The sequence below is a fragment of the Halomonas sp. BLK-85 genome, assembly GCF_044792155.1.
Taxonomy (GTDB): Bacteria; Pseudomonadota; Gammaproteobacteria; order Pseudomonadales; family Halomonadaceae; genus Vreelandella.
Window position 1 is genome coordinate 445,437 of the sequence record NZ_CP087731.1, and the last position, 24,548, is coordinate 469,984.

General features: G+C 53.5%; 17 protein-coding genes and 2 rRNA genes. 10 read left to right on the plus strand and 9 right to left on the minus strand.

The features are described 5' to 3' along the window. Positions 1 to 314: 314 nt before the first annotated feature. The 3 genes from LL947_RS01970 (at position 315) to LL947_RS01980 (ending at position 4,243) form a co-directional block, all read left to right on the plus strand. Positions 315 to 3,203, plus strand: a 23S ribosomal RNA gene (locus tag LL947_RS01970). Between the two features lie 180 nt (positions 3,204 to 3,383). Further along, positions 3,384 to 3,499, plus strand: a 5S ribosomal RNA gene (rrf, locus tag LL947_RS01975). A gap of 264 nt (positions 3,500 to 3,763) precedes the next feature. Beyond that, positions 3,764 to 4,243, plus strand: a complete 480-nt coding sequence (locus LL947_RS01980; RefSeq protein ID WP_404415766.1) for a response regulator — start codon at positions 3,764 to 3,766, stop codon at positions 4,241 to 4,243. 90 nt (positions 4,244 to 4,333) lie between these two features. On the opposite strand, the gene LL947_RS01985 is transcribed toward LL947_RS01980, so the two are convergent. Then, positions 4,334 to 7,414, minus strand: coding sequence for an EAL domain-containing protein (locus LL947_RS01985; protein WP_499833775.1), 3,081 nt, complete (start codon positions 7,412 to 7,414; stop codon positions 4,334 to 4,336). Positions 7,415 to 7,956: 542 nt separating this feature from the next. On the opposite strand from LL947_RS01985, the gene LL947_RS01990 reads away from it, so the two are divergent. Further along, on the plus strand, positions 7,957 to 8,400 hold the full coding sequence (locus LL947_RS01990) for a glutathione peroxidase (RefSeq protein ID WP_499833776.1): 444 nt from the start codon (positions 7,957 to 7,959) through the stop codon (positions 8,398 to 8,400). A 102-nt stretch (positions 8,401 to 8,502) separates the two neighbouring features. On the opposite strand, the gene LL947_RS01995 is transcribed toward LL947_RS01990, so the two are convergent. Next, entirely contained in the window at positions 8,503 to 9,414 is a 912-nt protein-coding gene (locus LL947_RS01995) for an amidohydrolase family protein (protein ID WP_499834359.1), read from the minus strand. Positions 9,415 to 9,419: 5 nt separating this feature from the next. Next, complete coding sequence (locus LL947_RS02000) at positions 9,420 to 10,340, minus strand: alpha/beta hydrolase (protein ID WP_404415777.1); 921 nt, start codon at positions 10,338 to 10,340, stop codon at positions 9,420 to 9,422. 105 nt (positions 10,341 to 10,445) lie between these two features. On the opposite strand from LL947_RS02000, the gene LL947_RS02005 reads away from it, so the two are divergent. Then, entirely contained in the window at positions 10,446 to 11,420 is a 975-nt protein-coding gene (locus tag LL947_RS02005) for a GlxA family transcriptional regulator (protein ID WP_499833777.1), read from the plus strand. 53 nt (positions 11,421 to 11,473) lie between these two features. On the opposite strand, the gene LL947_RS02010 is transcribed toward LL947_RS02005, so the two are convergent. The 6 genes from LL947_RS02010 to LL947_RS02035 all read right to left on the minus strand — a co-directional run bounded on the left by LL947_RS02010 (position 11,474) and on the right by LL947_RS02035 (position 17,136). Continuing rightward, complete coding sequence (locus LL947_RS02010) at positions 11,474 to 12,316, minus strand: nitrilase-related carbon-nitrogen hydrolase (RefSeq protein ID WP_499833778.1); 843 nt, start codon at positions 12,314 to 12,316, stop codon at positions 11,474 to 11,476. Positions 12,317 to 12,413: 97 nt separating this feature from the next. Beyond that, positions 12,414 to 13,298, minus strand: coding sequence for a glycine betaine ABC transporter substrate-binding protein (locus LL947_RS02015; RefSeq protein WP_499833779.1), 885 nt, complete (start codon positions 13,296 to 13,298; stop codon positions 12,414 to 12,416). Positions 13,299 to 13,376: 78 nt separating this feature from the next. Further along, entirely contained in the window at positions 13,377 to 14,117 is a 741-nt protein-coding gene (locus tag LL947_RS02020; protein ID WP_404415789.1) for an ABC transporter permease, read from the minus strand. Positions 14,118 to 14,121: 4 nt separating this feature from the next. Then, a complete protein-coding gene (locus LL947_RS02025; protein ID WP_404415791.1) occupies positions 14,122 to 15,282 on the minus strand; it encodes an ABC transporter ATP-binding protein in 1,161 nt (386 codons plus the stop codon). Between the two features lie 30 nt (positions 15,283 to 15,312). Further along, complete coding sequence (locus tag LL947_RS02030; protein WP_499833780.1) at positions 15,313 to 15,978, minus strand: ABC transporter permease; 666 nt, start codon at positions 15,976 to 15,978, stop codon at positions 15,313 to 15,315. A gap of 264 nt (positions 15,979 to 16,242) precedes the next feature. Then, the gene (locus LL947_RS02035; protein ID WP_404415797.1) at positions 16,243 to 17,136 is read right to left on the minus strand and encodes a LysR family transcriptional regulator; all 894 of its coding nucleotides are present in this window, start codon (positions 17,134 to 17,136) and stop codon (positions 16,243 to 16,245) included. Positions 17,137 to 17,466: 330 nt separating this feature from the next. Between LL947_RS02035 and trxC the strand changes: the two genes are divergently transcribed. The 5 genes from trxC to LL947_RS02060 all read left to right on the plus strand — a co-directional run bounded on the left by trxC (position 17,467) and on the right by LL947_RS02060 (position 24,545). Continuing rightward, positions 17,467 to 17,904, plus strand: coding sequence for a thioredoxin TrxC (gene trxC, locus LL947_RS02040; protein ID WP_290824014.1), 438 nt, complete (start codon positions 17,467 to 17,469; stop codon positions 17,902 to 17,904). 233 nt (positions 17,905 to 18,137) lie between these two features. Further along, entirely contained in the window at positions 18,138 to 19,871 is a 1,734-nt protein-coding gene (locus tag LL947_RS02045; RefSeq protein WP_499833781.1) for a GGDEF domain-containing protein, read from the plus strand. A gap of 85 nt (positions 19,872 to 19,956) precedes the next feature. Then, positions 19,957 to 20,688, plus strand: a complete 732-nt coding sequence (gene nfsA / locus LL947_RS02050; protein ID WP_499833782.1) for an oxygen-insensitive NADPH nitroreductase — start codon at positions 19,957 to 19,959, stop codon at positions 20,686 to 20,688. Positions 20,689 to 20,733: 45 nt separating this feature from the next. Beyond that, positions 20,734 to 21,879, plus strand: a complete 1,146-nt coding sequence (locus tag LL947_RS02055) for a metallophosphoesterase family protein (protein ID WP_499833783.1) — start codon at positions 20,734 to 20,736, stop codon at positions 21,877 to 21,879. Then, positions 21,870 to 24,545 (plus strand): AAA family ATPase, encoded by a 2,676-nt coding sequence (locus tag LL947_RS02060; RefSeq protein ID WP_499833784.1) that lies wholly within the window; start codon positions 21,870 to 21,872, stop codon positions 24,543 to 24,545. Before LL947_RS02055 ends, LL947_RS02060 begins: the two co-directional genes overlap by 10 nt. Positions 24,546 to 24,548 lie beyond the last annotated feature (3 nt).

Consider the following 24,548-nt stretch of genomic DNA (forward strand, 5'->3'; position numbering starts at 1 on the left):
GGTAAGCGCTCACAATGAATTACCTGATCAGATCGTCGCTGCCCTTGCGCAGTGATAAATGAACCTACGCCTCTGGCAACAGACGCGGTTGGAGGAAAAATATTTTCCTCATCGGTTCCTTTATCACTGCGTCTAGCAGTCGCTCTTTAACAAGATATAGCAAAGCTGATAAACCTTTTGAAGGTCAGCGATTCACAACGCCCCGCGTGGTGAGTCCCTGCCCGACGAAGGTGTACGTAATAGTGTTATGTGATACGTCTCAAGCGTATCCGGCACTCGTTATCATTGTGCGACCAGACTCCTTCGGGTTATAGGGTCAAGCAATGAAGCGCACACGGTGGATGCCTAGGCAGCCAGAGGCGATGAAAGACGTGGAAGCCTGCGATAAGGCTCGGCGAGGTGGCAAACAACCTGTGACCCGGGCATTTCTGAATGGGGAAACCCACTCACCAACAGGTGAGTATCTTGCGCTGAACACATAGGCGCAAGAGGCGAACCAGGGGAACTGAAACATCTAAGTACCCTGAGGAAAAGAAATCAACCGAGATTCCCCCAGTAGCGGCGAGCGAACGGGGAGCAGCCCTTAAGCATGTGACTGATTAGACGAAGGCGCTGGGAAGCGCGGCCATAGCGGGTGATAGCCCCATAGTCGAAAATCTGATCATGTGAAATCGAGTAGGTCGGGGCACGAGAAACCTTGACTGAAGACGGGGGGACCATCCTCCAAGGCTAAATACTCCTGGCTGACCGATAGTGAACCAGTACCGTGAGGGAAAGGCGAAAAGAACCCCGGAGAGGGGAGTGAAATAGACCCTGAAACCGTGTGCGTACAAGCAGTCGGAGCGGACATGTTCCGTGACGGCGTACCTTTTGTATAATGGGTCAGCGACTTATATTCCGTGGCAAGGTTAACCGATTAGGGGAGCCGTAGCGAAAGCGAGTCTTAACTGGGCGAAGCAGTCGCGGGATATAGACCCGAAACCGAGCGATCTATCCATGAGCAGGGTGAAGATTGAGTAACATCAATTGGAGGCCCGAACCAGGATCTGTTGAAAAAGATTTGGATGACTTGTGGATCGGAGTGAAAGGCTAATCAAGCTCGGAGATAGCTGGTTCTCCTCGAAAGCTATTTAGGTAGCGCCTCAGGCAGCACCACCGGGGGTAGAGCACTGTTTCGGCTAGGGGGTCATCCCGACTTACCAACCCGAGGCAAACTCCGAATACCGGTGAGTGACGCGTGGGAGACACACAGCGGGTGCTAACGTCCGTTGTGAAAAGGGAAACAACCCAGACCGTCAGCTAAGGTCCCGAAATCCTGATTAAGTGGGAAACGATGTGGGAAGGCTCAGACAGCTAGGAGGTTGGCTTAGAAGCAGCCATCCTTTAAAGAAAGCGTAATAGCTCACTAGTCGAGTCGGCCTGCGCGGAAGATGTAACGGGGCTAAATCAGGTACCGAAGCTACGGGTTCACACTTAGGTGTGAGCGGTAGAGGAGCGTCGTGTACGCCAATGAAGGTGAGTTGAGAAGCTTGCTGGAGGTATCACGAGTGCGAATGCTGACATGAGTAACGATAAAGGGTGTGAAAAACACCCTCGCCGGAAGACCAAGGGTTTCTGTTCGACGCTAATCGGAGCAGAGTGAGTCGGCCCCTAAGGCGAGGCCGAAAGGCGTAGTCGATGGGAAACGGGTCAATATTCCCGTACCGGACATGATTGCGATGGGGGGACGGAGAAGGCTAGGTGAGCCAGGCGTTGGTTGTCCTGGTGAAAGCATGTAGGCCGAGCGCTCAGGTAAATCCGGGTGCTCAACGCCGAGATGCGAAACGAACTGACCACGGTCAGGAAGTCATCGATGCCACGCTTCCAGGAAAAGCCTCTAAGCTTCAGATCATGTGCGACCGTACCCCAAACCGACACAGGTGGTCAGGGTGAGAATCCCCAGGCGCTTGAGAGAACTCGGGTGAAGGAACTAGGCAAAATGGTGCCGTAACTTCGGGAGAAGGCACGCCGGCCTAGGGTGACAGGACTTGCTCCTCGAGCCCGAACCGGTCGAAGATACCAGGTGGCTGCAACTGTTTAGTAAAAACACAGCACTCTGCCAAGTCGCAAGACGACGTATAGGGTGTGACGCCTGCCCGGTGCCGGAAGGTTAAGTGATGGTGTTATCCTCGGAGAAGCTCCTGATCGAAGCCCCGGTAAACGGCGGCCGTAACTATAACGGTCCTAAGGTAGCGAAATTCCTTGTCGGGTAAGTTCCGACCTGCACGAATGGCGTAATGATGGCCACGCTGTCTCCACCCGAGACTCAGTGAAATTGAAATCGCCGTGAAGATGCGGTGTACCCGCGGCTAGACGGAAAGACCCCGTGAACCTTTACTATAGCTTCACACTGGACGCTGATGTTGCCTGTGTAGGATAGCTGGGAGGCTTGGAACCCCGGACGCCAGTTCGGGGGGAGCCAACCTTGAAATACCAGCCTGGCATCATGGGCGTTCTCACTCAGGTCCGTTATCCGGATCGAGGACAGTGTGTGGTGGGTAGTTTGACTGGGGCGGTCTCCTCCCAAAGCGTAACGGAGGAGCACGAAGGTACCCTCAGCACGGTCGGACATCGTGCAATGAGTGCAAGAGCATAAGGGTGCTTGACTGCGAGACAGACACGTCGAGCAGGTGCGAAAGCAGGTTCTAGTGATCCGGTGGTTCTGTATGGAAGGGCCATCGCTCAACGGATAAAAGGTACTCCGGGGATAACAGGCTGATACCGCCCAAGAGTTCACATCGACGGCGGTGTTTGGCACCTCGATGTCGGCTCATCACATCCTGGGGCTGAAGTCGGTCCCAAGGGTATGGCTGTTCGCCATTTAAAGTGGTACGCGAGCTGGGTTTAGAACGTCGTGAGACAGTTCGGTCCCTATCTGCCGTGGGCGTAGGATGTTTGAGAAGGGCTGCTCCTAGTACGAGAGGACCGGAGTGGACGCACCTCTGGTGTTCCGGTTGTCACGCCAGTGGCATTGCCGGGTAGCTAAGTGCGGACGGGATAACCGCTGAAAGCATCTAAGCGGGAAGCCCCCTTCAAGATGAGACATCCCTGAGGCCTAGAGCCTCCTGAAGGGCCCAGCGAGACCAGCTGGTTGATAGGCACGGTGTGGAAGCGCTGCAAGGCGTTGAGCTAACGTGTACTAATGGCCCGTGAGGCTTGACCCTATAACACCCAAGGGGTCTGAAGCCGATGATAACGACACGCGAAAGCGCAGAGCTTGCAACAGCAGAACTTGCAACAGCAAGAAAGCGAAACGCAAGAAAGCCGGATACGAAGAGACGATCACAGACATTACGCAGTGGCCCAGAACGCCGCTGAATCAGCTTGCTATATCACCTGTTACGCCTGACGACCATAGCGAGTGGGAACCACCTGATCCCTTGCCGAACTCAGCAGTGAAACCGCTTAGCGCCGATGGTAGTGTGGGGCCTCCCCATGCGAGAGTAGGTCATCGTCAGGCACTTATACCGTAAAAAACCCAGCCCATCGGCTGGGTTTTTTGTTTGTAGGGCGTAAGGAAAAAAAGGGTCTCCCCATGGAGCGTCCCGGCAGCCCGGCGCGGATCCTCGTCAGGCACTTATCAAGAAACGCCCCGTGCACACTGTGCCCGGGGCGTTTTGCTGTGTGTAGTTGCAATTGTTTTCAGTCTGCGGGGGATAAATATCCTAGGCTGGATCTTTATCGATAATTGTAATCTGTTGTGTCTTTAAAACATGGGGGGCTTATGCAGATCAAATCCACTGTCAGTCGGTTGCTTGACGCGAGTAGCAGTCTTGTCAGAAAAAAAGGTCAACACGATAAAATAGCGCGTTTTAATCGACCGCAGCCTATGCCAACTACTGTGATTATGGTGGTTGAAGATGATCCACTCAACCAGATGATCGCACGTAAGGTATTAACAAGTTTAGGCTACACAGTGGTTCTGGCTAACAATGGTCAGGAGGGTATGGAAGCGCTGGCATCTGCAAATATAGATCTGATTTTGATGGATATGCATATGCCCGTCATGGACGGGCCTGATACCACTCGAAACATCCGTGCCCAAGGTTGCTGTCTACCTGTCCTTGGTTTTACTGCTGACACCTCAATAGAAGCTCATCAGGTGTGTCTTGATGCCGGAATGCAGGATGTCCTAACGAAACCCATTCAGATCGACATCCTCTCAAATACTCTTGATAAGTTTCTGAGCAATGACAGGGCCTAGTGCTGATTTGTGCTGTCACGAATATTTCCTCCTGATTCCGAATGGATCTGCCATGCTCGCGCAGGCCGAGGCTTTCTGGACGTAATCGTCTCAGACACGACTGAGCTGGTTTCGCCAGGCATTGAACTGTTCAACCGACATGGGTTTGGCAATTCCGTAGCCTTGAAGAATATCGCAACCAAGGCGATGCAGGGCTTCGATATGTGCCTTGGTTTCGACACCTTCTGCCACAACAGTTTTATTAAAACGTTTTGCCAGATAGATAACGCTTTCAACGATGGCGAGATCGTCGGCACTATCCAGCATGTCGATGACAAAGCTACGGTCAATCTTGACAATATCGGCGGGTAGACCTTTAAGGTAAGTTAGTGATGAGTAACCTGTTCCAAAGTCATCCAATGCCACACGAACGCCACGTGCCTGACAGGCTTTCATCACATCTGTTGCAATATTAAGTTCTTCAATGGCCGCTGACTCGAGCACCTCTACATGCAACCGATTCATGTCAACATCCGGGTAGCAGCGCAATGCACCATCCAGCATGGCGATCAAGGTTTTATTGGCCAGTGTCTGGGGGGTCAGGTTGACACTAAGGCTGAGACCCGGTGCCTCCAACCGCCACCGATCAAGTAACTTGAATGCCTGCATGACAACCCATTCATCAATATCATGTTCAAGAACAGAATTGACGATATAGGGCAGAAAGTCGTCAGGCATACGCAGGCCTGTGGGGTGGTGCCAGCGAATAAGGGCTTCCACGCCCACCAGCTCAAGGGTTTCGGCATCAACCTGTGGCTGTAATTCAAGCACGAACTCATTGTTCAGCAACCCATGGGCAATATCCTTACGTAGCTGCTGGGCCGACTTGAGTTGCTGTTCATGGTCAGTGTTAAAGATAATATAACGGTCGCCGCCCTCTTCCTTGGCGCGGTACATAGCCTGATCGGCATGACGTAAAAGCGTGTCTGGATCGGCGTTATCATCAGGATAGAAGGTCACTCCCATGCTGGCGGTGATTGTCAGCTGGTTACCGGTCGGCAGCGACTGGACGGTCACAATTTCTGATAACAGCCTGTCTAGTCGATCGAGAAGGTCTGGGCTGTGGATTAGGATCAATCCAAATTCATCACCACTCATGCGTGCTACCGCTTCACCTCTATTCAGCTGATCCGTAAGCCTGTCGCTGATATCGATCAGTAGGGCATCCCCCTTCTCAGATCCAAGTACCTGGTTGATGCTGTTAAAGCGATCGAGGTCAATCACTGCAATCACGAGTCCCTGGTGGCCGTTACGTTGACGGATCGCTTCATGCATCAGCTGCATTAAATGCATGCGATTGGGCAAATGGGTCAAAGGATCAAAGTGGGTGATGTGATAAAGCTCTTTATCATGTTGCTTTATGCGCCTTAAATCAGTAAAAACAACCACTTGGTGGCTAATGGTGCCCAGAGTATTGCGTACAATCGAGATTGACAGGTATTGGGGTAAAAGCTCCCCATCCTTTCGCTTGTTGATAACTTCACCTTCCCAAAAATCATGATGTGTCTGAGCCTCATAGAGGCGTTGAACAATGGTTGGGAGATGACCATCCGCGGTCAGAAAAGTCGAGTTCTTACCCAATATTTCCTGACGGCTGTAGCCTGTTTCTGTTTCAAAAACCGGATTGATGTCGAGAATACAGTTTTCAGAATCAGTAATCATGATGGCGTTATGACTGCAATCAAATACACGGGCGGCCATTTCCAGGCGCTGATGAGAAAGCCGTTGTTCATCGCGAAGCGCCATCGTCGTGATAAGCTGCCCAATCCTTCGCCGTAAGGGGGCAAGCTCATGGGCAAATTCTTCATCGAATCCCCACCTACGGTTCGCCAGACCTATTACAGCCATGATGTCACCGTAATCATCGATGACGGGCAGTCCAATAAAGCAATCCAGGTTTGGGTGTCCTTCTGGAAGGTTATCCGAGCGGCGCTTGTCATTGGCAGGCGCGTTTGAGATGACTGTTGATTTATCGAGAATAACGCGACCAAAAAGCGACCTTAACTGCGTAAATTCCATGCCTTTGGGAGCCTTTGCCTTGAAGCTTTCGAATTCGGCTGTATCCCATGAAATATCAGTCAATGCATGCATTTTCAAATGAGGTGTGCTGCTGTCATCAAGGTGGCAAACCTCACCAATGAAACCGGCTTCACTTTCAGTGGCAAGCAGCAGCTTTTCCAGCGCATGCTTGAAGGTGTCACTTGTCTGGTTGTCACGAATAAACTCTTCCTGTAACTCGCTTATGATCTGTTCAAGCCTTGCGTGGCGAGCCAGGCGAGCCTCTTTTTCCTTTAACGGGGTAATATTGCGGATAGTGCCCGCAAGTTGCGTCACTTCACTGTTGGTTTCAACAGCAGTTGCGGTAACATTGACCCAGGCTGGCGGTACATGCAAAAGGCGTTTTAACTTCAGCTGGGCGGAAAACGGACGCCCGGTAGTGATGGCTCTTGAAAGCTTTTTTTCGAGCTTTTTTTGTGAGTCCTCTTCGTATAGGGTCGCCTTTGGTGAGTGCTCACCTCGACATGTCTCATCAGTGTCAAAAAGACGGAATACGGTATCGCTCCACCAGCTTGCGTTAGAGCCAACATCCAATTCCCATAGTCCGACGTCCGACTTGTCAACAATGCTGAGCAGCCGTTGTAAGCGCAATACTTCCAGGTGCTCGACAACACGGTGAGCAAAAAGATTGAGTTCCTGAAGTTTGGCAGCAGAGAAATCTCTTGGCTGCGAATCAATAATGCACAAAGTGCCCAATTTGAAGCCGTCCGGTGTTATTAACGCCGCACCAGCGTAATACCTGGCATAGGGCGGCCCGGTAACCAGTGGATTTTCGCAAAAACGATCATCTTTAAGGGTATCCTTGACTTCAAAAATGGGCTGATCTTCAAGAATAGCGTAAGCACAAAAGGAAATATTGCGTGGCGTCTGAATCTCAGATAAACCGAAACGACTCTTGAACCACTGGCTCTCTTCGTCGACAAATGTCACCAGCACAATAGGGACATCAAAAGAGCTTGCAACCAGTTGAGTAATAGCATCCAGATCAGGATCGTTTTGTTGGTCGTGCAGGCTATATCGCCACAGCTCTTCAAGACGCTTTACTTCGTTGACAGGTAGTTCGGTATGCTTCACGGGAGTCCCCTAATAACACAGTCGTACGGGTCAGTTCCGGTCAGCCGGTTCTGTACATGATGGGGCGAGTCTGTGAGACCTCCGTTTTCCTGCCCCTTGATTCCTCGTGATTTTCTGTTAGCTTCTGATATTGTTTTGCTCTTTCGAAAATACTGACAGTTTTGACATTCCTGCCTGCCTTGAATTAAACGCCTGCTTATCCATACGTCGTGCTTTATGCTACGCCATATGAAGGCCAGCAAAATGCATAAGATACAGGGGATTTGTAACGGAAAGTACTGATGGAGCAAAGTCGACTGCAAAAGCGGGTATATGATATAAAGCTTTTACAGTAATGTTTTTAATTCTAATATTGTTTAGATATCAAGCTTGAAGGTTTCTAAACCATTTGTCTATAAAGAGGTTATCTAATGGGGTTGCTTTCTGGCCGTCTGTCGACATTTAACAAGGTTAACAGGTGCTTGGCTGTCGTCTTTGGGGTGGCACTAATGGTTCCTTTCCCAAGCAACAGCGCTCAAGCAGCCGACTGGCAGGCGCATGAGATGCGCCGATTGCATTCCAGTGAGACTGTCAATCTTGAAGCATTGATCGACGGTCGTCCCGTGCTGATGATCAACACCGCCAGCCGCTGTGGTTACACGGGTCAGTTTGAAGGGTTGGAAGCGCTTCACCAGCGCTATGGCCATGAAGGATTAGCGGTCGTGGGATTCTCATCCAATGATTTTAACCAGGAAATTGACGAAGAAGGCGCTGCTGATGTCTGTTTCGTCAATTTCGGAGTGACCTTTGATATGTTGGCACCTGTGCATGTACGAGGCGAAAATGCTCACCCTGTATTTGCGGAACTGGCACGTCAATCTGAAGCGCCACGCTGGAATTTCACCAAGTATCTGGTCTCAGCCGATGGCGATGTGGTAGCGCATTTTCCCTCCAACATACGCCCGGAGTCTGGCGCTATGCGTCGTGCCATTGAGGATCTACTGTGACAAAACAGCCAGATAGCTGGATGGCATCTCTGTCGACGGCCTCATGCTTGTACCAGCCGCATCGTGCGAGTGGATCTGGGCAGCAGGCATTGATCGACAAACTCATGAGTCAGCAAAGTAGAGTGCTTCAGGGTTGTCGACCAGAATACGGTTTCGAATGTACCTGTCAGGTGCCCATTCGGCCAGCTCGTCCAGCAGGGGGCCGTCATTGGGCATTGGCACAGAAATATGCGGGTGAGGCCAGTCAGACCCCCAGACACAACGCTCAGCATTAGCATTAATCAATGCTCGTGCAAAGGGAGCGACATCCCGGTACGGTAATCGTTGGCAATTTGTTGAGCGGTAAGCGCCTGAAAGTTTTACCCAGGCATGACCATCCGCCAATAGCTTACACAGTGCCCGAAACCCAGGGTGCTCTAATCCCTTGCCAACGGCCATGTGGCCTAAATGATCAATGACACAGTGTGTTGGCAACTGTTTTATCCGCGGCTCAAGCTCATCAACATCAGACACATCGATAAGAAACTGCAAGTGCCAACGACGCGCCGCGAGCCTTTCGGACAGAGACATAATATCCTTCCACTGTAACCCACCTTTGAACAAGAGATTCAGACGGACCCCTCTGAAACCATCCTGATGTAGTGCATCAAGCTGTCTTTCGTTGATTTCTGAACCGACGACCGCAACCCCTCGATAATCATGCCCTTGCTGTCTAAGGGCACACAAGGCATCACGGGTCGCTGAATTGTCTAGCCCGTAGACACTAGGCTGCACCAGCACGCCGCGTTCGATCCCCAGCGACTGGTGCAACTTTTGGTATGCTGCAAGCGACGCATCAGGAGGTGTATAGGTACGCTCCGATGTAAACGCATAACGCTTGGCCGGGCCAAATACATGGGCATGACAATCGACAGCACCGGGAGGTATTTTAAACCGTGGGACTTCAGGCGCCGGGTCTGCCGGCGCACAGAAGGGAATCTTATTTGAAAAACCTGTAAATGACGGTTCAGTCATGGCAATTAGGCGGCAACAGAGGGAGAGTTCAAGGGTGACACGCTGGTTTCCAACCAACCGGCGATATGTGCTGCAAAGTGCTGGAACTTTGGATTGTCATCCAACATCCACTCAGTGTGCCCTCCCTCGGGAAGTAAAAAGAGTGATTTGGGGCCAGGATAAGCCGCATACAAAGAATGTGCCTCAGTGACGGGGTGAAGGTCATTTTCGCCGCCATGGGCAATGAGCAGTGGCGTTTTGGCAAAACGCTGATCGATATGTGCCTCAGGGCAGAATGAAATTAACGAATCGGCAAAATCGAGATCCGACATGACCCCATAGCCGTTAGTCTTGAACAGCACATCGTCGACATAGCCTTTTGAAATCGGATCCAACGGATAAATATCAAAAGGATCCAGCTTGCGCTGCTCGCCGCCTTGAGCAATACGCAGCCGCTCCTGATTCATGAACTGGCGGAATTGTTTCCAGCCCAGTTCACCGCGCAGGGCTTTTTGCACTCGAACAGCATCAAAAAAGCCATTCATGCTTATCAGTGCGTCCACCAGATCTTCTACCAGACGGTAGGCATCCAATATCAGGCCACCTGCCATCCCCCAACCAGCCAGCACCAGCGGACGATTTTCCTGCTCGGCTCGCGCGCGAACGCGCGTCACAACATTGGCAATATCGCGTACCTGCTCTTCAATCAGCACCTTGCCGCGCTCGCCCTCGCTTTTACCAAAGCCGCGATAATCAAAGCCTACGCATAGAAAGCCCTGACGTGTCAGGTAGCGAGCAAAGCGCTCTGGGTGAATGTGCTTCAAGCCCGTAAAGCCGGAACACACAATCACCACGGGAGAATCCTCCTTCAAGGTACCTTCTTCCCAGTAGTAAGAACCGTCAAGCTTGTAGCCATCGCTTTGAATGGAAACGCTTTCTGAATGCATGGGGGGCTCCGCTGAATCATTGTTTGCATGCCGACGTTGGCATTGACATCTTGCAATATCAAAGCCATGGTTAAAGATATTAAAACGGCATAAAAGAAAACGATCATGACATCCCAGGCGCTTTGTAGAAGACCTTTTACGTTCGGCTTTGTGTTGTTTCCAAATTTTGCCATGCTGTCGTTCAGTTCTGTTATCGAACCCTTGCGTATCGCCAACCGTCTAAGTGACAAGCACATCTATCACTGGGAGCTGTTAAGCCTGGATGATCAGCCGGTAGAAGCAAGCAATGGGCTTTCATTTACACCTGGCCTTCAGATGGATCGTTGGCGTGATCTTGATGCCATCATTTTAGTGGCCGGTATTGGCACCAGCCTGATTGCCGATCAACGGTTATTCAAATGGCTGCGCGACATTGCACGCGGTGAACGCTTGCTGGGTTCAACGTCAACCGCCAGCATACTGTTGGCCAAGGCAGGTGTGCTCAAGAACAAGCGCTGTACTATTCACTGGGAAGACCAGGTCAATCTACAGGAAGAATACCCGGAACTGATCGTCACTCATGAGTTATTTGAAATATCAGACAATATCATGACGTGCTCTGGCGGGACGGCTGGACTGGATATGATGCTGTCTTTGATCGAAAGGCAGCAGGGACATCGTCTCGCAAAAAGTATCGCCGAGCAATGTATCCACCCCACCATTCGGCCTGCGCATGACCAGCAGCGAATGTCGATTGAAGAGTCACTGGGCATTCATAGCCCGGCGCTGGCCAGGGCAATTGAGATCATGCAATCTCATATTGAAGACCCAGTGAACTGTGAAAGTATTGCAGCCATGGTCAATATCTCCAACCGTCAGTTACAACGGCTGTTCAAGCATAAGTTTGACCTGACACCGGCAACCTATTACCTGAAAATTCGCCTTAAGCATGGAGATAATCTTCTGAGCAAAACCTCAATGAGTATATTGGACGTCTCAACAGCGACGGGGTTTTCGTCCACTTCCCACTTCAGCAAATGCTACCGTAAGTATTATGGAATGCTCCCACGTGAACGGCGCAAGCAGGTAGCAACCGGGTGAAGATGTCGGCGGTTCCTAAAACAGTCACTTACAAGATATGTGACACGCTGGTACTAGCGATAACCGGCCATCAGTTCGCGGATTAACGGCGTGTCGGCATCACGGTGTGTGGGTAGCTCAAAGAGGGCTCGAGCTATCTGGGTACGTGAGAGTTCTGTAAAGATGAGCATCTCTCTATCGTCGGCGGTGGCGAGTAGTTCTCCACGAGGGCCAAGAATACGCGAGCCGCCCCAGAAATGGCTATCACCTTCAGGCCCAAAGCGATTAGCCATAATCACGGGGGTGCCGTAGGTCATGGCATAAAAGCTAATATTAAGCAACCAGTTATTTTCATTGGAAAAATCCTGGCTGACAATGCCTGAAGCTGAATTGATCGGGGCACATAGCACCGTCGGGCGAGGTAATAACGCAGCGTGTACCAAGGCAGGGTTCCAAAGGTCGGCGCAGATCAGCGGTGTGCTTGACCAGCCTGGGCAAATTTCTGCGAATGTCACGTCACTGCCATGGGAGAACCACTTACCTTCTTCAAGTCCGCCATAGGTTGGCAAGTTAAGTTTACGGTGTACGGCTTTCAGGGTGCCATGCTGTAAGATGGCAAGCGCATTGTAATACTCTCCCGGGCTTGCCTCTTCAACGAAACCGACAATGACCTGCATGCTGCCAGCTGCCCTTGCCAACTCGCTGAGGCGGGGATCCTCCAGCGGCATGGCAACCTGCATGACGCGACTGCCCAAGCCATAGCCCGTGAGCGAAAGCTCTGGAAAAACCAGCAATTCAAGGTTGTTCTCACCAGCTTCTTCAATGAAATTCAGGTGGCGTTCAAAATTTGCATCCATATCGTAAAGGTCAGCGTTGATCTGCGCTGCGCCAACGAGCAATTTGTCCTGATAATGCATGCGCGCTTCCTCCTGGCCGGCCAGTGAGTACCAATAAGAATAGGGCTACCCGCTGGTAGCCCTATCAAGGCATTTAATGATTGGAGGGTTAATTGAATTACAGCAGATCGTTTTGTTCAAGGAAGGTTTGGGCAACGTCTTCAATTGTCTCGCGCTCAACGTCCACATTGGCGTTGAGTGTTGCCATGGTCTCGTCGTCAAGTTGCGCTGACAGTGCATTCAGTTGCTCGGCAAGGGCAGGATACGCATCCAGAGTCTCTTGGCGGATAACAGGCGTCAATGCATAAGCAGGGAAGTAATTTTGATCGTCTTGCAGCACATAAAAATCAAACGCCGGAATCCGCCCGTCGGTTGCAAAGACAAGGCCAACGTCAATCTGACCGTCGCGCAGGGCCTGGTAGACCAGGCCTGAATCCATGCGACTGACATCGCCGCGACTTACGCGGAAATCATAAGCCTGTAGTAAAGGACGCCATCCATCGTCACGCGCATAGAATTCAGCGTTCAAACCAAAAGAGAGTTCTTCATCAGCGTTGATGGCTTCGGCCAGGTCTGACAGTGTTTGAATGCCACGTTCTGCAGCATCATCAGCGCGCATAGCCAAGGCATAGGTGTTATTGGCCGCCGAAGGCTCAAGCCAAACCAATCCTTTTTCACCGTCCAGTTCCTTGACGCGGTCATAGGTTTCTTCTGGGCTGAGCCGCTCCGAAACATCATTGTAGTTGATCAGTGAGGTGCCGGTATATTCCCAGTAAAGATCGATCTGGCCATTCTCCTGAGCCTGGCGCAGCACCGCTGAGCCCATTCCAGCGCGGGTGTCAACGTCATAGTCGAGACCTGAGAGATATTGGCTGGTCATGCTGGCCAGAATTTGCTGCTCGGTGAAGTTTTTACCGCCAACAGTAATATCAGCTGCATAAGCCGTCGACAGAGAGCCAGCCAAAGCAGCGCTGGTGAGCAAAGTAAGCATAGATTTCTTCATCTTGTTTCCTCTTTATTATCGCATCTAATGACGGCCAACGAAGGCCAGAGTACCGCTCTTGGTGAAATCAGCGCCGCTTCAAGCATGCGCCATACGTGCTGGGTTAACCCCGCGGGGGACGAAAACGAAGGCGATGAAGGCGATCAGTGCATCGACCAGAATAGCCAGCATCGCAGTGGGAATAGCGCCCGCCAGCATCATCACGGGGTCGTAGAGATCGATACCGGTGAAGATAAGTTCGCCAAGGCCACCAGCGCCAATCAGAAAGGCCAGCGGCACAGTGCCGATATTGATCGCCAGCGCCGTTCGAATACCGGCGAAGATGACATAGAGTGAATTAGGCAGTTCGACACGGAACAAGCGCTGTGCAGGCGACATGCCAACCCCAGACGCAGCTTCTTTAAGTGCTGGAGAAACACCTTTCAGACCGGTATAGGTGTTGCGCGTAATAGGTAGCAGGGTTGCAACGAAAAGCCCGAATACCGCTGGCACAACGCCGATACCCAGAAGGCTCATGGAGAGTGCCAATACCGCCAAGGTAGGAATCGTCGTTCCGATATTCAGCACCTGCATAGCGGATTCCGCCCAGCGCGCCATACTTGGGCGTGACAAAAGTATGCCCAGCGGGATGGCAACGACAATGGCCAGCGAGCCGGAGACAGCGGTCAGCCACAGGTGCTCAACCGCCAGGAATTGAACATCTGGCAGGTAGAAAAGAAATTCATCGATCACGCCACTGGCATGTCCCCAGACCCCAAGGCTGAAAGCAGCAATCATCAGTAAGGCACGCAACACCCCTTTCATACTTTGGATTGGCATCTGCTCACTCCTCGGTCAATGGGGTTTTAAGCGCAGGATCGACAGGTTGAGCACGGAAACGTGCCCCAAGGTGATGCGTCATTGCCCTTTGGGTGATGTGACCACACAGCTTCTGGTTTTCATCCACACAGGGCAGCCAGGTAACGTCATTGGCCAGCATCAATGAAACAGCTTTACGCAGATCATCCTCAATATTGACGACTGCCGGTACTTTCTGGGCGTGATCGTGGCAACGACCTTGACTGACCTGAGCAACGGAACGAGGAATGATGCCAGTGGGCTGGTGATGTTCATTGACCATGATAATAGCGTGTTGATAGCCGCCGTGATCCAACTTGTTCAGGGCGGTTGCTATGCTGTCCTGCGGCGTCACTGTCTCCACTTCGCTGTTGATGACTTCCTTGACCTTGATGAGGTTCAATCGTTTCAGAGCACGGTCTTCACCGAGGAAGGATTCGACAAAATTGTCTTTGGGCGCGGCCAGGAGTTCATCGGGCGTGGCATATTGAACAAGATGGCCATCTCGAAAGATGGCAACGCGGTCGCCCATCTTGATCGCTTCATCAATATCATGACTGACAAACATGATGGTTTTCTTCAGCGCTTGCTGCATCTTGATGAACTCATCCTGAATCACCGCCCGGTTGATAGGGTCGATGGCGCCAAAGGGTTCATCCATCAGCATGACTGGCGGGTCTGCAGCCAAGGCCCGCGCCACACCAATGCGTTGCTGTTGACCGCCCGAAAGTTCGCTGGGGTAGCGTTTGAGAAAAGCGTCTGGCTCTAATGCAATCATGTGCATTAATTCCCGCGCGCGTTCTTTATATTTTTTGGCATCCCATCCTAGCAACCTGGGTACAATCGTGATGTTTTCCTCAATGGTCATATTGGGGAAAAGGCCAATCTGCTGGATGACATACCCGATATTACGCCGCAGTGTCTGAGTATCCAGTGACGTAGTGTCCTGATTATCGATAAATACTTTGCCGGACGTTGGGCGAATGATGCGATTGATCATTTTCAGTGTGGTGGTTTTACCGCATCCCGATGGCCCAAGCAGGATGCAGATTTCGCCACTGGGTACTTCCATAGTGATGTGGTCAGCCGCTACGACAGCCCCTTTAGGCGTATCGAAGACTTTGGTCAGGTTCTCGAGTCGAATCATGGTTTGTCCTTCTTATCTCAAGTGCGTCGGTTAATCAGCGGCTGGCAGAACAGACATGCCTTTCGGCGTCAGGCGTTTTTGTAGGAACAACAGCGCATAATCGACAATAACGGCCAGCAGGCTGACAGCAATCGCACCGAGTACCAATTGTCGAGGGTCAGACTGGGAAATTCCTCGGCTGATGAAGGTACCCAATCCGCCAGCACCAATATAGGCGGCAATTGCCATAACCCCGATATTGAGAACAACCGCAGTGCGCACTCCCGCCATAATGATGGGAACTGCCAGCGGAATCTCGACCTTCTGCAAGCGCTGGTTCTGGCTCATACCAATACCCCTTGCAGCTTCCCGCAGGGAAGGATCCACGTTGTTGATTGCCGTATAAGTGTTACGAATGATTGGTAGCTGGGAATAAAGCAGTACGGCAATAACCGCCGGCAAATAACCAATGCCATGGCCAATAATGGACAGCACTGGAATCATGATGCCGAAAAGCGCAATCGACGGAATAGTGACAATAATTGATGCCAGGTAGAGCACGTTTTTGGCCAGCTTTTCATTCTTGGTAATTGCAATCCCGATAGGTACACCTGTCAGTGTGGCGATACCCACGGCAAGACCAACCAGCGCGATATGCTCAAGGGTGCGTGTTATCAGCACATCGATGTTGGAAATCGCATACTGGATCCATTCCATGCATTTGCCTCGCAATCTGTTGTGTTTATTCGTCAGGATGTGCAACGTTAGGCTAGAGAATACCCTCTGGCGTTACGGGTATAAAAGCGACATATAAAAGTAAAAAAGCTACGTGATGTCATCGATAACGAGCTCTGTATGCATCTGTCACGCTACCCTGAAGGGCAAATATAACATTATTTATATGGCTTGAGACCACAGCGTTATCAAGTGTTTACCTTCATATGCACGCACTTCAACCCCCGGCTTGGGCGCTATGAAAGGCTAACGCTGAGCCGCTGCCAGTAAAGTGTCGGCTGACTGGTTAAGCAATGCCTGAACGCTGGGAGATTCAAACTGGCGGCGGATAGTAATGGCATAAAACTCCTCGAACACGCCGGGCAGGGCGCCAAAGTCCTTGAGTGTTCCAGCGCCCAACTCATCACGCACTACGACCGGCGGCATAATGGCTATGTGGTGGGTATCGCGAGTGAGTAGGCGCATCATTGCCATATCGTCCACTTCGGCCACAATATTGACCGACAGGCGATGATATTCGCACAGTTGGTCAAAGGCGTGGCGAGTGGCATTGTCTGGACCTGGCACTATCAGGCCGTGCTGGCGCAAACCATCAGGAAAGCACGGCGCCAGATGAGCCGCCCCTATCATACTGACCGACTGCCGCGCCAGGCGCCGAGAGCGCCAAGGGTGCTGGTCATTACCCTGTAATGCCTGATTGGCAAGCACCACATCCAACTGATGCGCCGACAATCGACGCAGCAGGTCATCCAGGCTGCTGCTGTGCAGGCTGAGTTCCAGGTCATTACGCTCCAGCAGCGGGCGCAGAAAGCCTTCCTGGAAATTGCGTGACAGGGTCGCTACCGCGCCAACCCGCACCACCTCACGGTGTGCATGCCCACCCTCTGTAAATAGCGCGGTAAGCTCCTCCCCCTGACGGAATATGGTATCAGCGTAATCAAACGCCAATCGTCCTGCCTCCGAAAGCTCCAGGCGACGCCCTGCGCGAACAAACAGCGCCTGCCCAAGGCGTTCTTCCAGCTGGCGAATCTGGTGTGACAGCGATGACTGCGACACATGTAATGCCTCAGCCGTTCGTGTCAGGTGGCCGGACTTGGCTACCTGCCAGAAATAATACAGATGATGATAGTTAAGCTTCATCGCGCCTAGACCTCGTCTATTTTCTGAGCGATAACCATTCTTATAAAAAGAATAATAGCATCGTTATCGACTATTTTTTTAAAACAGATGTGTTAGGGCCTGTTGACGTTTCATCGCGAACCGCGAAGACAACTACTCACAAATGTGTATCGGTTTGAACGCACAGTCGCTGCACGATGGCCGGGATGGACACGGGAGCCCATGTGGTTGAGCTTGATGGTTGAGGCGTAAAATCAAGCTGTAAATCCTTGACCGCCTGATCCTACGGGTTGTTTACCTTCATATCTGCCCCTATATTCAATCCAGATATACACCTATAAGGAGGTTGCCATGTCAGACACTGTTACCTTGGGTTGTGCACATTGCCATGCCGTAAATCGCGTCAATACAGATCGGTTAGCGGATGGTCCTAGATGCGGCAAATGCAAGGCGCCATTGTTTAACGGTGAGCCGATTGATCTGACCCAGGCGAATTTCAGCGCAGTGGTTGAGCGCAGTGACTTGCCTGTGGTGGTCGATTTCTGGGCTTCCTGGTGTGGCCCTTGCAAAATGATGGCGCCTGTTTTTGCCCAGACAGCCCAGGCGCTAGAACCAAAGATGCGTTTTGCCAAACTTGACACTGAGGCTCAATCCGCACTGGCGGGACGCTTTGGAATCCGCAGTATTCCTACCCTGATAGTGTTCAAAAACGGTCGCGAAGTAGCCCGCCAGGCAGGCGCCATGCAGGGATCGCAGCTGCGTCAGTGGCTGACACCACACATGCGCTAAAAATCATCAAGGCAAGCATGCCTGGAACAGCACGGCTTGAGTTGAAACGGGAACACAGCGGTCAACACTATTAATAACAAAGTTTTGTTAAGGTTAATCTATATTAATACTGTTACGGTCACATCCATGGCCAAACACAGAAGATATCTAGATATAGGAACCACCTGTCGAATCCGGCCGACTGATCAAGATAGACCTTCCCATCAATTCAGAACTGCCTATGAGGTGCTGCCATGCGCTCTGGTTTCCTGCCGCTTGCGATGGTTGCCCTGCTGCTGTCAATACCCGTTGCCTTGCATGCCAAGCTGGCACCCGCGCCGCTAACTGGCTGGGAATACCGCTGGGGCGACTCGCCACTTGACGCCCAGGGCCAGCCAGTGTGGCTTAACGATACCTCTGATCAATGGCAGCCGATTGATTTTCCTTCCAATCCGGCGGAGCGCAACGGCCAGCAACACGTCTGGTTTCGCACCTTCTTACCTGAAGGTGAATGGCGTGACCCTGTTCTGTATATCACCAGTATTGACCTGATCGGTCAGCTTTATCTGAATGACGAGCTGATCTACCAGTACGGTGAATTTGATGAAAACGGTGAAGGCGATTTTGCAGGTTGGCCCTGGCATATGGTTGAACTGCCGGAAGGCTATGCCGGGCAGCAACTCTCGGTGCGGGTGTTTTCCTACTATACCGATATTGGCCTGTGGGGCGAGGTTCACCTGACTGACCGTATTGATGTGTTAAAGCAGGTGATCAAAGACTCAGCCAAGGACCTGACAGTGAGTGCCTTCAGTCTGCTGTTAGCGATGCTGGCTGCCATTTTTGCCTTGATAGGGCCTGATCGGCGTGGCTTCGGTGCAGTGGCGCTATTTGCGTCTTCATCCGGACTGATGCTACTGGCTGAAACGCCCGCTCGTCAGCTGCTGGTAGAGGCCGCCCTGGGGTGGGATATCCTGCGGGCGGCGAGCTATTACATGTTACCGGTGGCGATGGGTTTGCTGCTGAGCGCCTGGCTGGACGGTGCGCCACGCCGATGGGTCTCCTGGCTATGGAAACTCCACCTGGCCTATCTGGCGGGAGCCATTGGGCTGGTCTTCACTGATGTGATCAGTCTGTCCCTGACGTTTCCGGTATTTGACCTGCTGCTGGCGATCACCTTGCCATCAATGCTGGTGCTGGCGCTGATGCGTTTTCAGCGGCTGGGGATAGAGCAGCGCCTGCTGGTGATCAGCTTTACCCTGTTTGCGCCGCTACTCTTTGCCGATATGCTGGTTGCGCATGGCTTTATTGCCTGGCGCGCCATTCCATTAAGCTACGGCTCCCTGGGCTTTACTCTGGCCATTGCGGCAGTTTCTCTATGGCATTATCGTCGTACTCAGCAGCAATTGGCGCTGGCCAATCAGACCCTGGAAGACAAGGTCGCTCTGCGTACCGCAGAGCTTGATCACCTGGTGCATAAGTTTGAAGGATTATCTCTGCAGGATTCTCTTACCGGTCTGAGTAATCGTCGCCACCTGAATAGCCTGCTTGAACACGAAGTACAGCGGGCTGAGCGCCAGGGTACCCAGCTGGCGGTGCTGATGCTGGATCTGGATTATTTCAAACGTATTAACGACACTTTTGGCCACGCGGCGGGAGATGCTGTGCTGGTGGATATGGCCAGGTTCCTGAAAAACAGTTTCCGCACGATTGATGCAGTATGTCGTCTGGGAGGCGAGGAGTTTGTTGTCCTGTTGCCGGGGTGTTCCACTAGCGATGCCAGCGAACGCGTCAGGTCGTTGATGGCGGCCTTGCACGAGAAACCCTTTCATTTTGAGGGTAAGGCGCTAGGCAGGATCACGCTTTCATGTGGTATTGCCATCTGTCCGGATCATGCCCGAACAGCTGATCAGTTACTGCAAAATGCCGATGCGGCACTTTATCAAGCCAAACGTGCTGGTCGCGACCGCTACGTGATCTGGCCTGGTTAACAGCCGAGAGAGGTACTGTCGTTTGTGAGCTTTTTGTAGTCGCTAAGAAAGCATTACTTTCACCCAGATCCTTCCAGGAGAGAAGATGAATCCGACGATAGAATTGCTTAAATCGCACCGCTCGATTCGCAAGTTTACTGATCAGCCAGTGTCTGCTGCCTTGCTCACTGCGTTGGTTGAGGCCGGGCAGGCAGCGGCGACTTCCAACCATGTTCAGGCCTACAGCGTGATTCACGTTAAAAACCCTGACAATCGGCAAAAAATTGCCGAACTGGCCGGTGGCCAGGATTATGTGGCCAGCAGCGGTGCCTTCCTGGTGTTCTGTGCCGATATGAAGCGCCCGACGGATGCGGCCGAAGCGGCAGGCGCTCGGGTGGTACGTGGCATGACTGAACAGCTGTTGGTGGCCACCATCGATGTCTCCCTGATGGCCCAGAACATGGCGACTGCCGCTGAGTCCGAAGGCCTGGGGATCTGCTATATCGGTGGTGTGCGCAACAACCCCCAGGCAATCAGTGAATTGCTGGAACTGCCTGAACATGTCTATCCGGTGTTCGGCATGTGCCTTGGCTATCCGGCCCACCAGCCGGATATCAAGCCGCGCCTGCCGGTGTCGGCCATTCTCAAAGTGGATACCTACACAGCGGACCAGGAAGCGGTTGAGGCGTTTGACAACACCATGCAGGGTTACTATCAAGCCCGTAAAGGCGGTAACAAGGAGGCGAGCTGGTCCACCAACCTGGCGCCACTTTTTGACAGCAAGCTGCGGCCACATATGCGTGATTTTCTGGTCAAGCGTGGCTTTGAGATGAAATAAGCAGCCGCTTTATCCGTCACTCCCACTTTCAGCAAGGAGGCTGCCATGCCCCGTTTTTTACATACTGCCGATTGGCAGCTTGGCCGCCAGTATGCGCGTTTCGAGCAGGACGATGGGATGGCACTGGCCGAAGCACGCTTTACCGCCGTTGAAACACTTGCTGCGCTGGCAGCGGAGGAGCGGGTTGATGCTGTGCTGGTGGCAGGCGATATCTTCGATGCCCAAACCCTGAGCGAGCGCACCCTGCACCGCACCTTTCAAGCGCTTTCCGCCTATTCGGGGCCATGGCTGATGCTGCCGGGCAACCACGATGCGGCGCTGGCCGAAAGCGTCTGGACGCGGGCAGCACGCATTGGCGCTATACCTCCCAATGTGCATCTGCTGGCAGCGGCTGAACCCTTTATGCTGGCCAATATCAGCACGGCGATTCTGCCCGCACCCCTGACCCAGCGCCAGACCTATCAGGACCTGACGGCGTGGTTTGATCACGCCGAAACGCCTGAAGGGTTTCTGCGTATCGGCCTGGCGCATGGCAGTGTGACCGGTCAGTTGGCGGAAAGCGTAGATTCCCCCAACCCGATTGCCGCTGATCGCGCCGCCAGTGCCCGGTTGGACTATCTGGCGCTGGGCGACTGGCACGGCTGTAAGCAGATTGACGCCCACATCTGGTACAGCGGCACCCCGGAGGCCGACCGTTTTCGTAACAACGCCTCAGGCCAGGCGTTGCTGGTCAGCCTGGAAGCGCCGGGGGAAGCGCCCAGTGTCAGGCCGGTGGAGGTTGGTAGGCATGGCTGGCATCAATGGCGGCGCCAGCTGGCGGTTGCGTCTGATGTAGATGAACTGATTGCTGAACTGGACGCCTTGCCCGCGCGGTCAGTGCTTGATCTGACGCTGCAAGGCCAGCTGGATCTGGCCAGCTACCAGCGTCTGGAGCAGGCGCTGGGGTTGGCGGCGGGCCGCCAGCGCAGCCTGCAAATTCATCAGAGCGAGCTCACCCTGGCTCCCACAAATGACGATATTGCCGCCCTGCAGGCCGATGGCTACGTAGGCAAGGTGATTGAAGACCTCCAGCAGCGCCAGCAAAGTAACGCTGAAAGCGAGATGGCCAATGAGGCGCTGGCCATCCTGGCGGGCTTGCTGCTGGATCAAACGCCTGCCAGCCAGACTCAGGAGCATCCGTCATGCAGCTGATTTCCCTGAAAGTCAGCCAATTTCAGCAGTTCCGCACGGGCTTGGTGCTCAACGAGCTGACGCCGGGCATCAACCTGTTCACCGGCCCGAATGAGTCCGGCAAAAGTACCCTGGTGCGGGCGATTCGGGCAGCGTTTTTTGAACGTCACAAATCCAGCACTTTGAGCGACCTGCAGCCCTGGGGCGATTCATCGGCATCTCCGCAAGTCAGCCTGGCCTTTGACTGGCAGGGCCAGCACTGGCAGCTGGATAAGCGTTTTCTGCAACGCCCACGCTGTGATCTTATAATTGGCGACACCCACTTCAGCGGCGATGAAGCCGAAGAGCACCTGGCCCAACTGATGGGTTATGCAACACCGGCACGGGGGGCCAGTAAAGCCGAACATTGGGGCATCCCCGGCTTACTGTGGGTCGAGCAGGGCGCCGGGCAGGATATCCGCGACCCGGCTCACCATGCGGGTGAGCACCTGCAATCGGCGCTGAGCCAGCACCTGGGGGATGCCCTGGGAGAAGTGGTGAGCAGCGGCGGCGATGAGCTGATTCAAAAGGTTGAACAGCAGCGTGCCAGGCTGCTGACAGCGACAGGCAAACCAACCGGTGAGCTGCGTGATGCTCAGCAGGCTTTTCAAACCCTGTCCGAGGAGCTAGCCGAGCGGGAAGAGCAGGTTAGCCGCTACCAGGATCAGGTAGATCACCTGGGTCAGCTTGAGGCCAAGCAATATGAGGTAGAAGCTCAGCGCCCCTGGGAGGCCCAACGCGAGAAGGCAAAAGCCGCTGAAGCCCAACTGGCCGCGGTTGAGAAGCTTCGCGAACAGCAGGCCCAGGCGCAAAAGACGTTGGATGAGTTCCAGCATCAACAGCAGCTTAATCTTCAGCAGCTGGAAGACTTTGCGGCCCAGGCTACCCAGCTTGAAGAACGCCAGAAAGACAAGCAAAAGGCCGAGCAGCAGCTAGCCCAATGCAAGGAACAAGCCGCCCCTATTGAGCATCAGCGGGAAGCGGCCAGTCAGCGTTATGAAGACGCCCGCCAGATACTCACGGCGGCTCGCCACAAGGCCCACCGTCAACGTCTTCAACAACAGCTGAAAGGCGCTGAAGATAAGGTCAGGCGGCTGGCGGAGACGCTCGCAAAAGCCCGCGAGCTGCACCAGCAGCGTCAGGAACTGAGCGCACAGCATCAGCGCCAGTCGGTGGATATCGATGCGCTTGAGCAGCTCAGGCAGCTTGAACTGCAGCTGGGTCAGCTGAAAGCCAAGCAGGAAATGCTCGCTACTCGTCTGGCCTATCGGCTGGAGCCGGGTCAACAGCTGATGATTGACCAGGCATCAGTGGCAGGCGAGGGCGAGAAGCTGCTGCTGAGCGCAACGGATGTTGCCGTTCCCGGTGTGGGCACCCTGACCATTCAGCCCGGCGGCACTGATGTTGCCGATCTGCTTCGCCAGCAGCAGAACCTGGGAGCAGATCGCGAGGCCCTGTTACAGCAACTCCAGGTCACCGACCTGGCCAGCGCTGAGCAACAAGCCAGCGACGCTCGCGAGCTGGCGCACAAAGTCGAACAAACGGCCCTGCGCCTGAGCGACCTTGCCCCCAAGGGGGTGGATACCCTGGCAGGTGAACACCAGTTGGCCGAGCAGGAACGCAGCGCTCTGGCAGCGTCGTTGGCAGCCTTGCCCGCGCACCAGGACGATGCTGCCTTGCCAACAGAAGAACTGGCCAGCCGCCAACTGGAAACCGCTCAGGCCCAGCTTGAAGAAGCGGAGCAAGCGCGTAGCCATCACCAGCAGACGTTGACCCTGGCGCAACAGGCCCTTACCAACGCCGAGCGCGAATGGCAGCGCCTTGCAGCAGCGATTCAGGCGCCGGATCGCCAGGAGCGTGAGCAGAGTGCCCGACGGCGACTGATCGAACTCAAGGCAGAGGTTGAACAGCTGCAGGCGGATATAAACACGCGCCAACGGGATATCGACGCGGCCAACCCGACGGTGCTCGTCCAGGACATCAAGCGGTTTAGCGACAGCGCGGATGCCATGGAATATGAAGCCCGCGAACGGGCCAGTGAGATCGAGCGCCTGAAAGCCCGTCTGGATACCCTGGGGGCGCAAGGGTTGGAAGAGCAGCGCGACGCTGTACGCCAGCAGTTTGAAAACCAGCAGCGGCGCCAGTTACAGCTGGATAAAAGGGCCAAGGCGCTGGAGCTTTTAGTGTCTTTACTAAAACGCGAGCGTCAGGCGGTGACCCGCAAACTTCAGGCACCGCTGCAGAAACATCTTAATCACTACCTGCATCTGATCTTCCCTGGCGCCACCCTCAGCGTGGACGATAACCTTCTGCCGCAAGCCCTGATCCGCACGCAACCACTCAGCAATCAAGCGGATGAGCATGGCGAGCTGGCGGCGCTGAGCTTTGGCGCACGAGAGCAGATGGGTCTGGTCAGCCGCCTGGCTTATGCCGACCTGCTGCGCGAAGCCGGGCGGCCGACCCTGATCATTCTGGATGATGCCCTGGTGCATTGTGACAGTGAACGCCTGGAGCAGATGAAGCGCATTCTGTTTGACGCGGCTGAACGCCATCAGATCCTGTTATTTACCTGCCACCCCCAACACTGGGACGATCTGGGTGTGGCACCCCGGGATCTGGTCAGTCTAAAGAGGGCATCCAGCGGGTAAACC

Bases quoted from the DNA above. Each gene is read 5' to 3' on its own strand.
- LL947_RS01980 (WP_404415766.1), top strand. From the start codon at position 3,764: ATGCAGATCAAATCCACTGTCAGTCGGTTGCTTGACGCGAGTAGCAGT.
- LL947_RS01990 (WP_499833776.1), top strand. From the start codon at position 7,957: ATGCGCCGATTGCATTCCAGTGAGACTGTCAATCTTGAAGCATTGATC.
- LL947_RS01995 (WP_499834359.1), bottom strand. From the start codon at position 9,414: ATGACTGAACCGTCATTTACAGGTTTTTCAAATAAGATTCCCTTCTGT.
- LL947_RS02000 (WP_404415777.1), bottom strand. From the start codon at position 10,340: ATGCATTCAGAAAGCGTTTCCATTCAAAGCGATGGCTACAAGCTTGAC.
- LL947_RS02005 (WP_499833777.1), top strand. From the start codon at position 10,446: ATGACATCCCAGGCGCTTTGTAGAAGACCTTTTACGTTCGGCTTTGTG.
- LL947_RS02010 (WP_499833778.1), bottom strand. From the start codon at position 12,316: ATGCATTATCAGGACAAATTGCTCGTTGGCGCAGCGCAGATCAACGCT.
- LL947_RS02015 (WP_499833779.1), bottom strand. From the start codon at position 13,298: ATGAAGAAATCTATGCTTACTTTGCTCACCAGCGCTGCTTTGGCTGGC.
- LL947_RS02020 (WP_404415789.1), bottom strand. From the start codon at position 14,117: ATGCCAATCCAAAGTATGAAAGGGGTGTTGCGTGCCTTACTGATGATT.
- LL947_RS02025 (WP_404415791.1), bottom strand. From the start codon at position 15,282: ATGATTCGACTCGAGAACCTGACCAAAGTCTTCGATACGCCTAAAGGG.
- LL947_RS02030 (WP_499833780.1), bottom strand. From the start codon at position 15,978: ATGGAATGGATCCAGTATGCGATTTCCAACATCGATGTGCTGATAACA.
- LL947_RS02035 (WP_404415797.1), bottom strand. From the start codon at position 17,136: ATGAAGCTTAACTATCATCATCTGTATTATTTCTGGCAGGTAGCCAAG.
- trxC (WP_290824014.1), top strand. From the start codon at position 17,467: ATGTCAGACACTGTTACCTTGGGTTGTGCACATTGCCATGCCGTAAAT.
- LL947_RS02045 (WP_499833781.1), top strand. From the start codon at position 18,138: ATGCGCTCTGGTTTCCTGCCGCTTGCGATGGTTGCCCTGCTGCTGTCA.
- nfsA (WP_499833782.1), top strand. From the start codon at position 19,957: ATGAATCCGACGATAGAATTGCTTAAATCGCACCGCTCGATTCGCAAG.
- LL947_RS02055 (WP_499833783.1), top strand. From the start codon at position 20,734: ATGCCCCGTTTTTTACATACTGCCGATTGGCAGCTTGGCCGCCAGTAT.
- LL947_RS02060 (WP_499833784.1), top strand. From the start codon at position 21,870: ATGCAGCTGATTTCCCTGAAAGTCAGCCAATTTCAGCAGTTCCGCACG.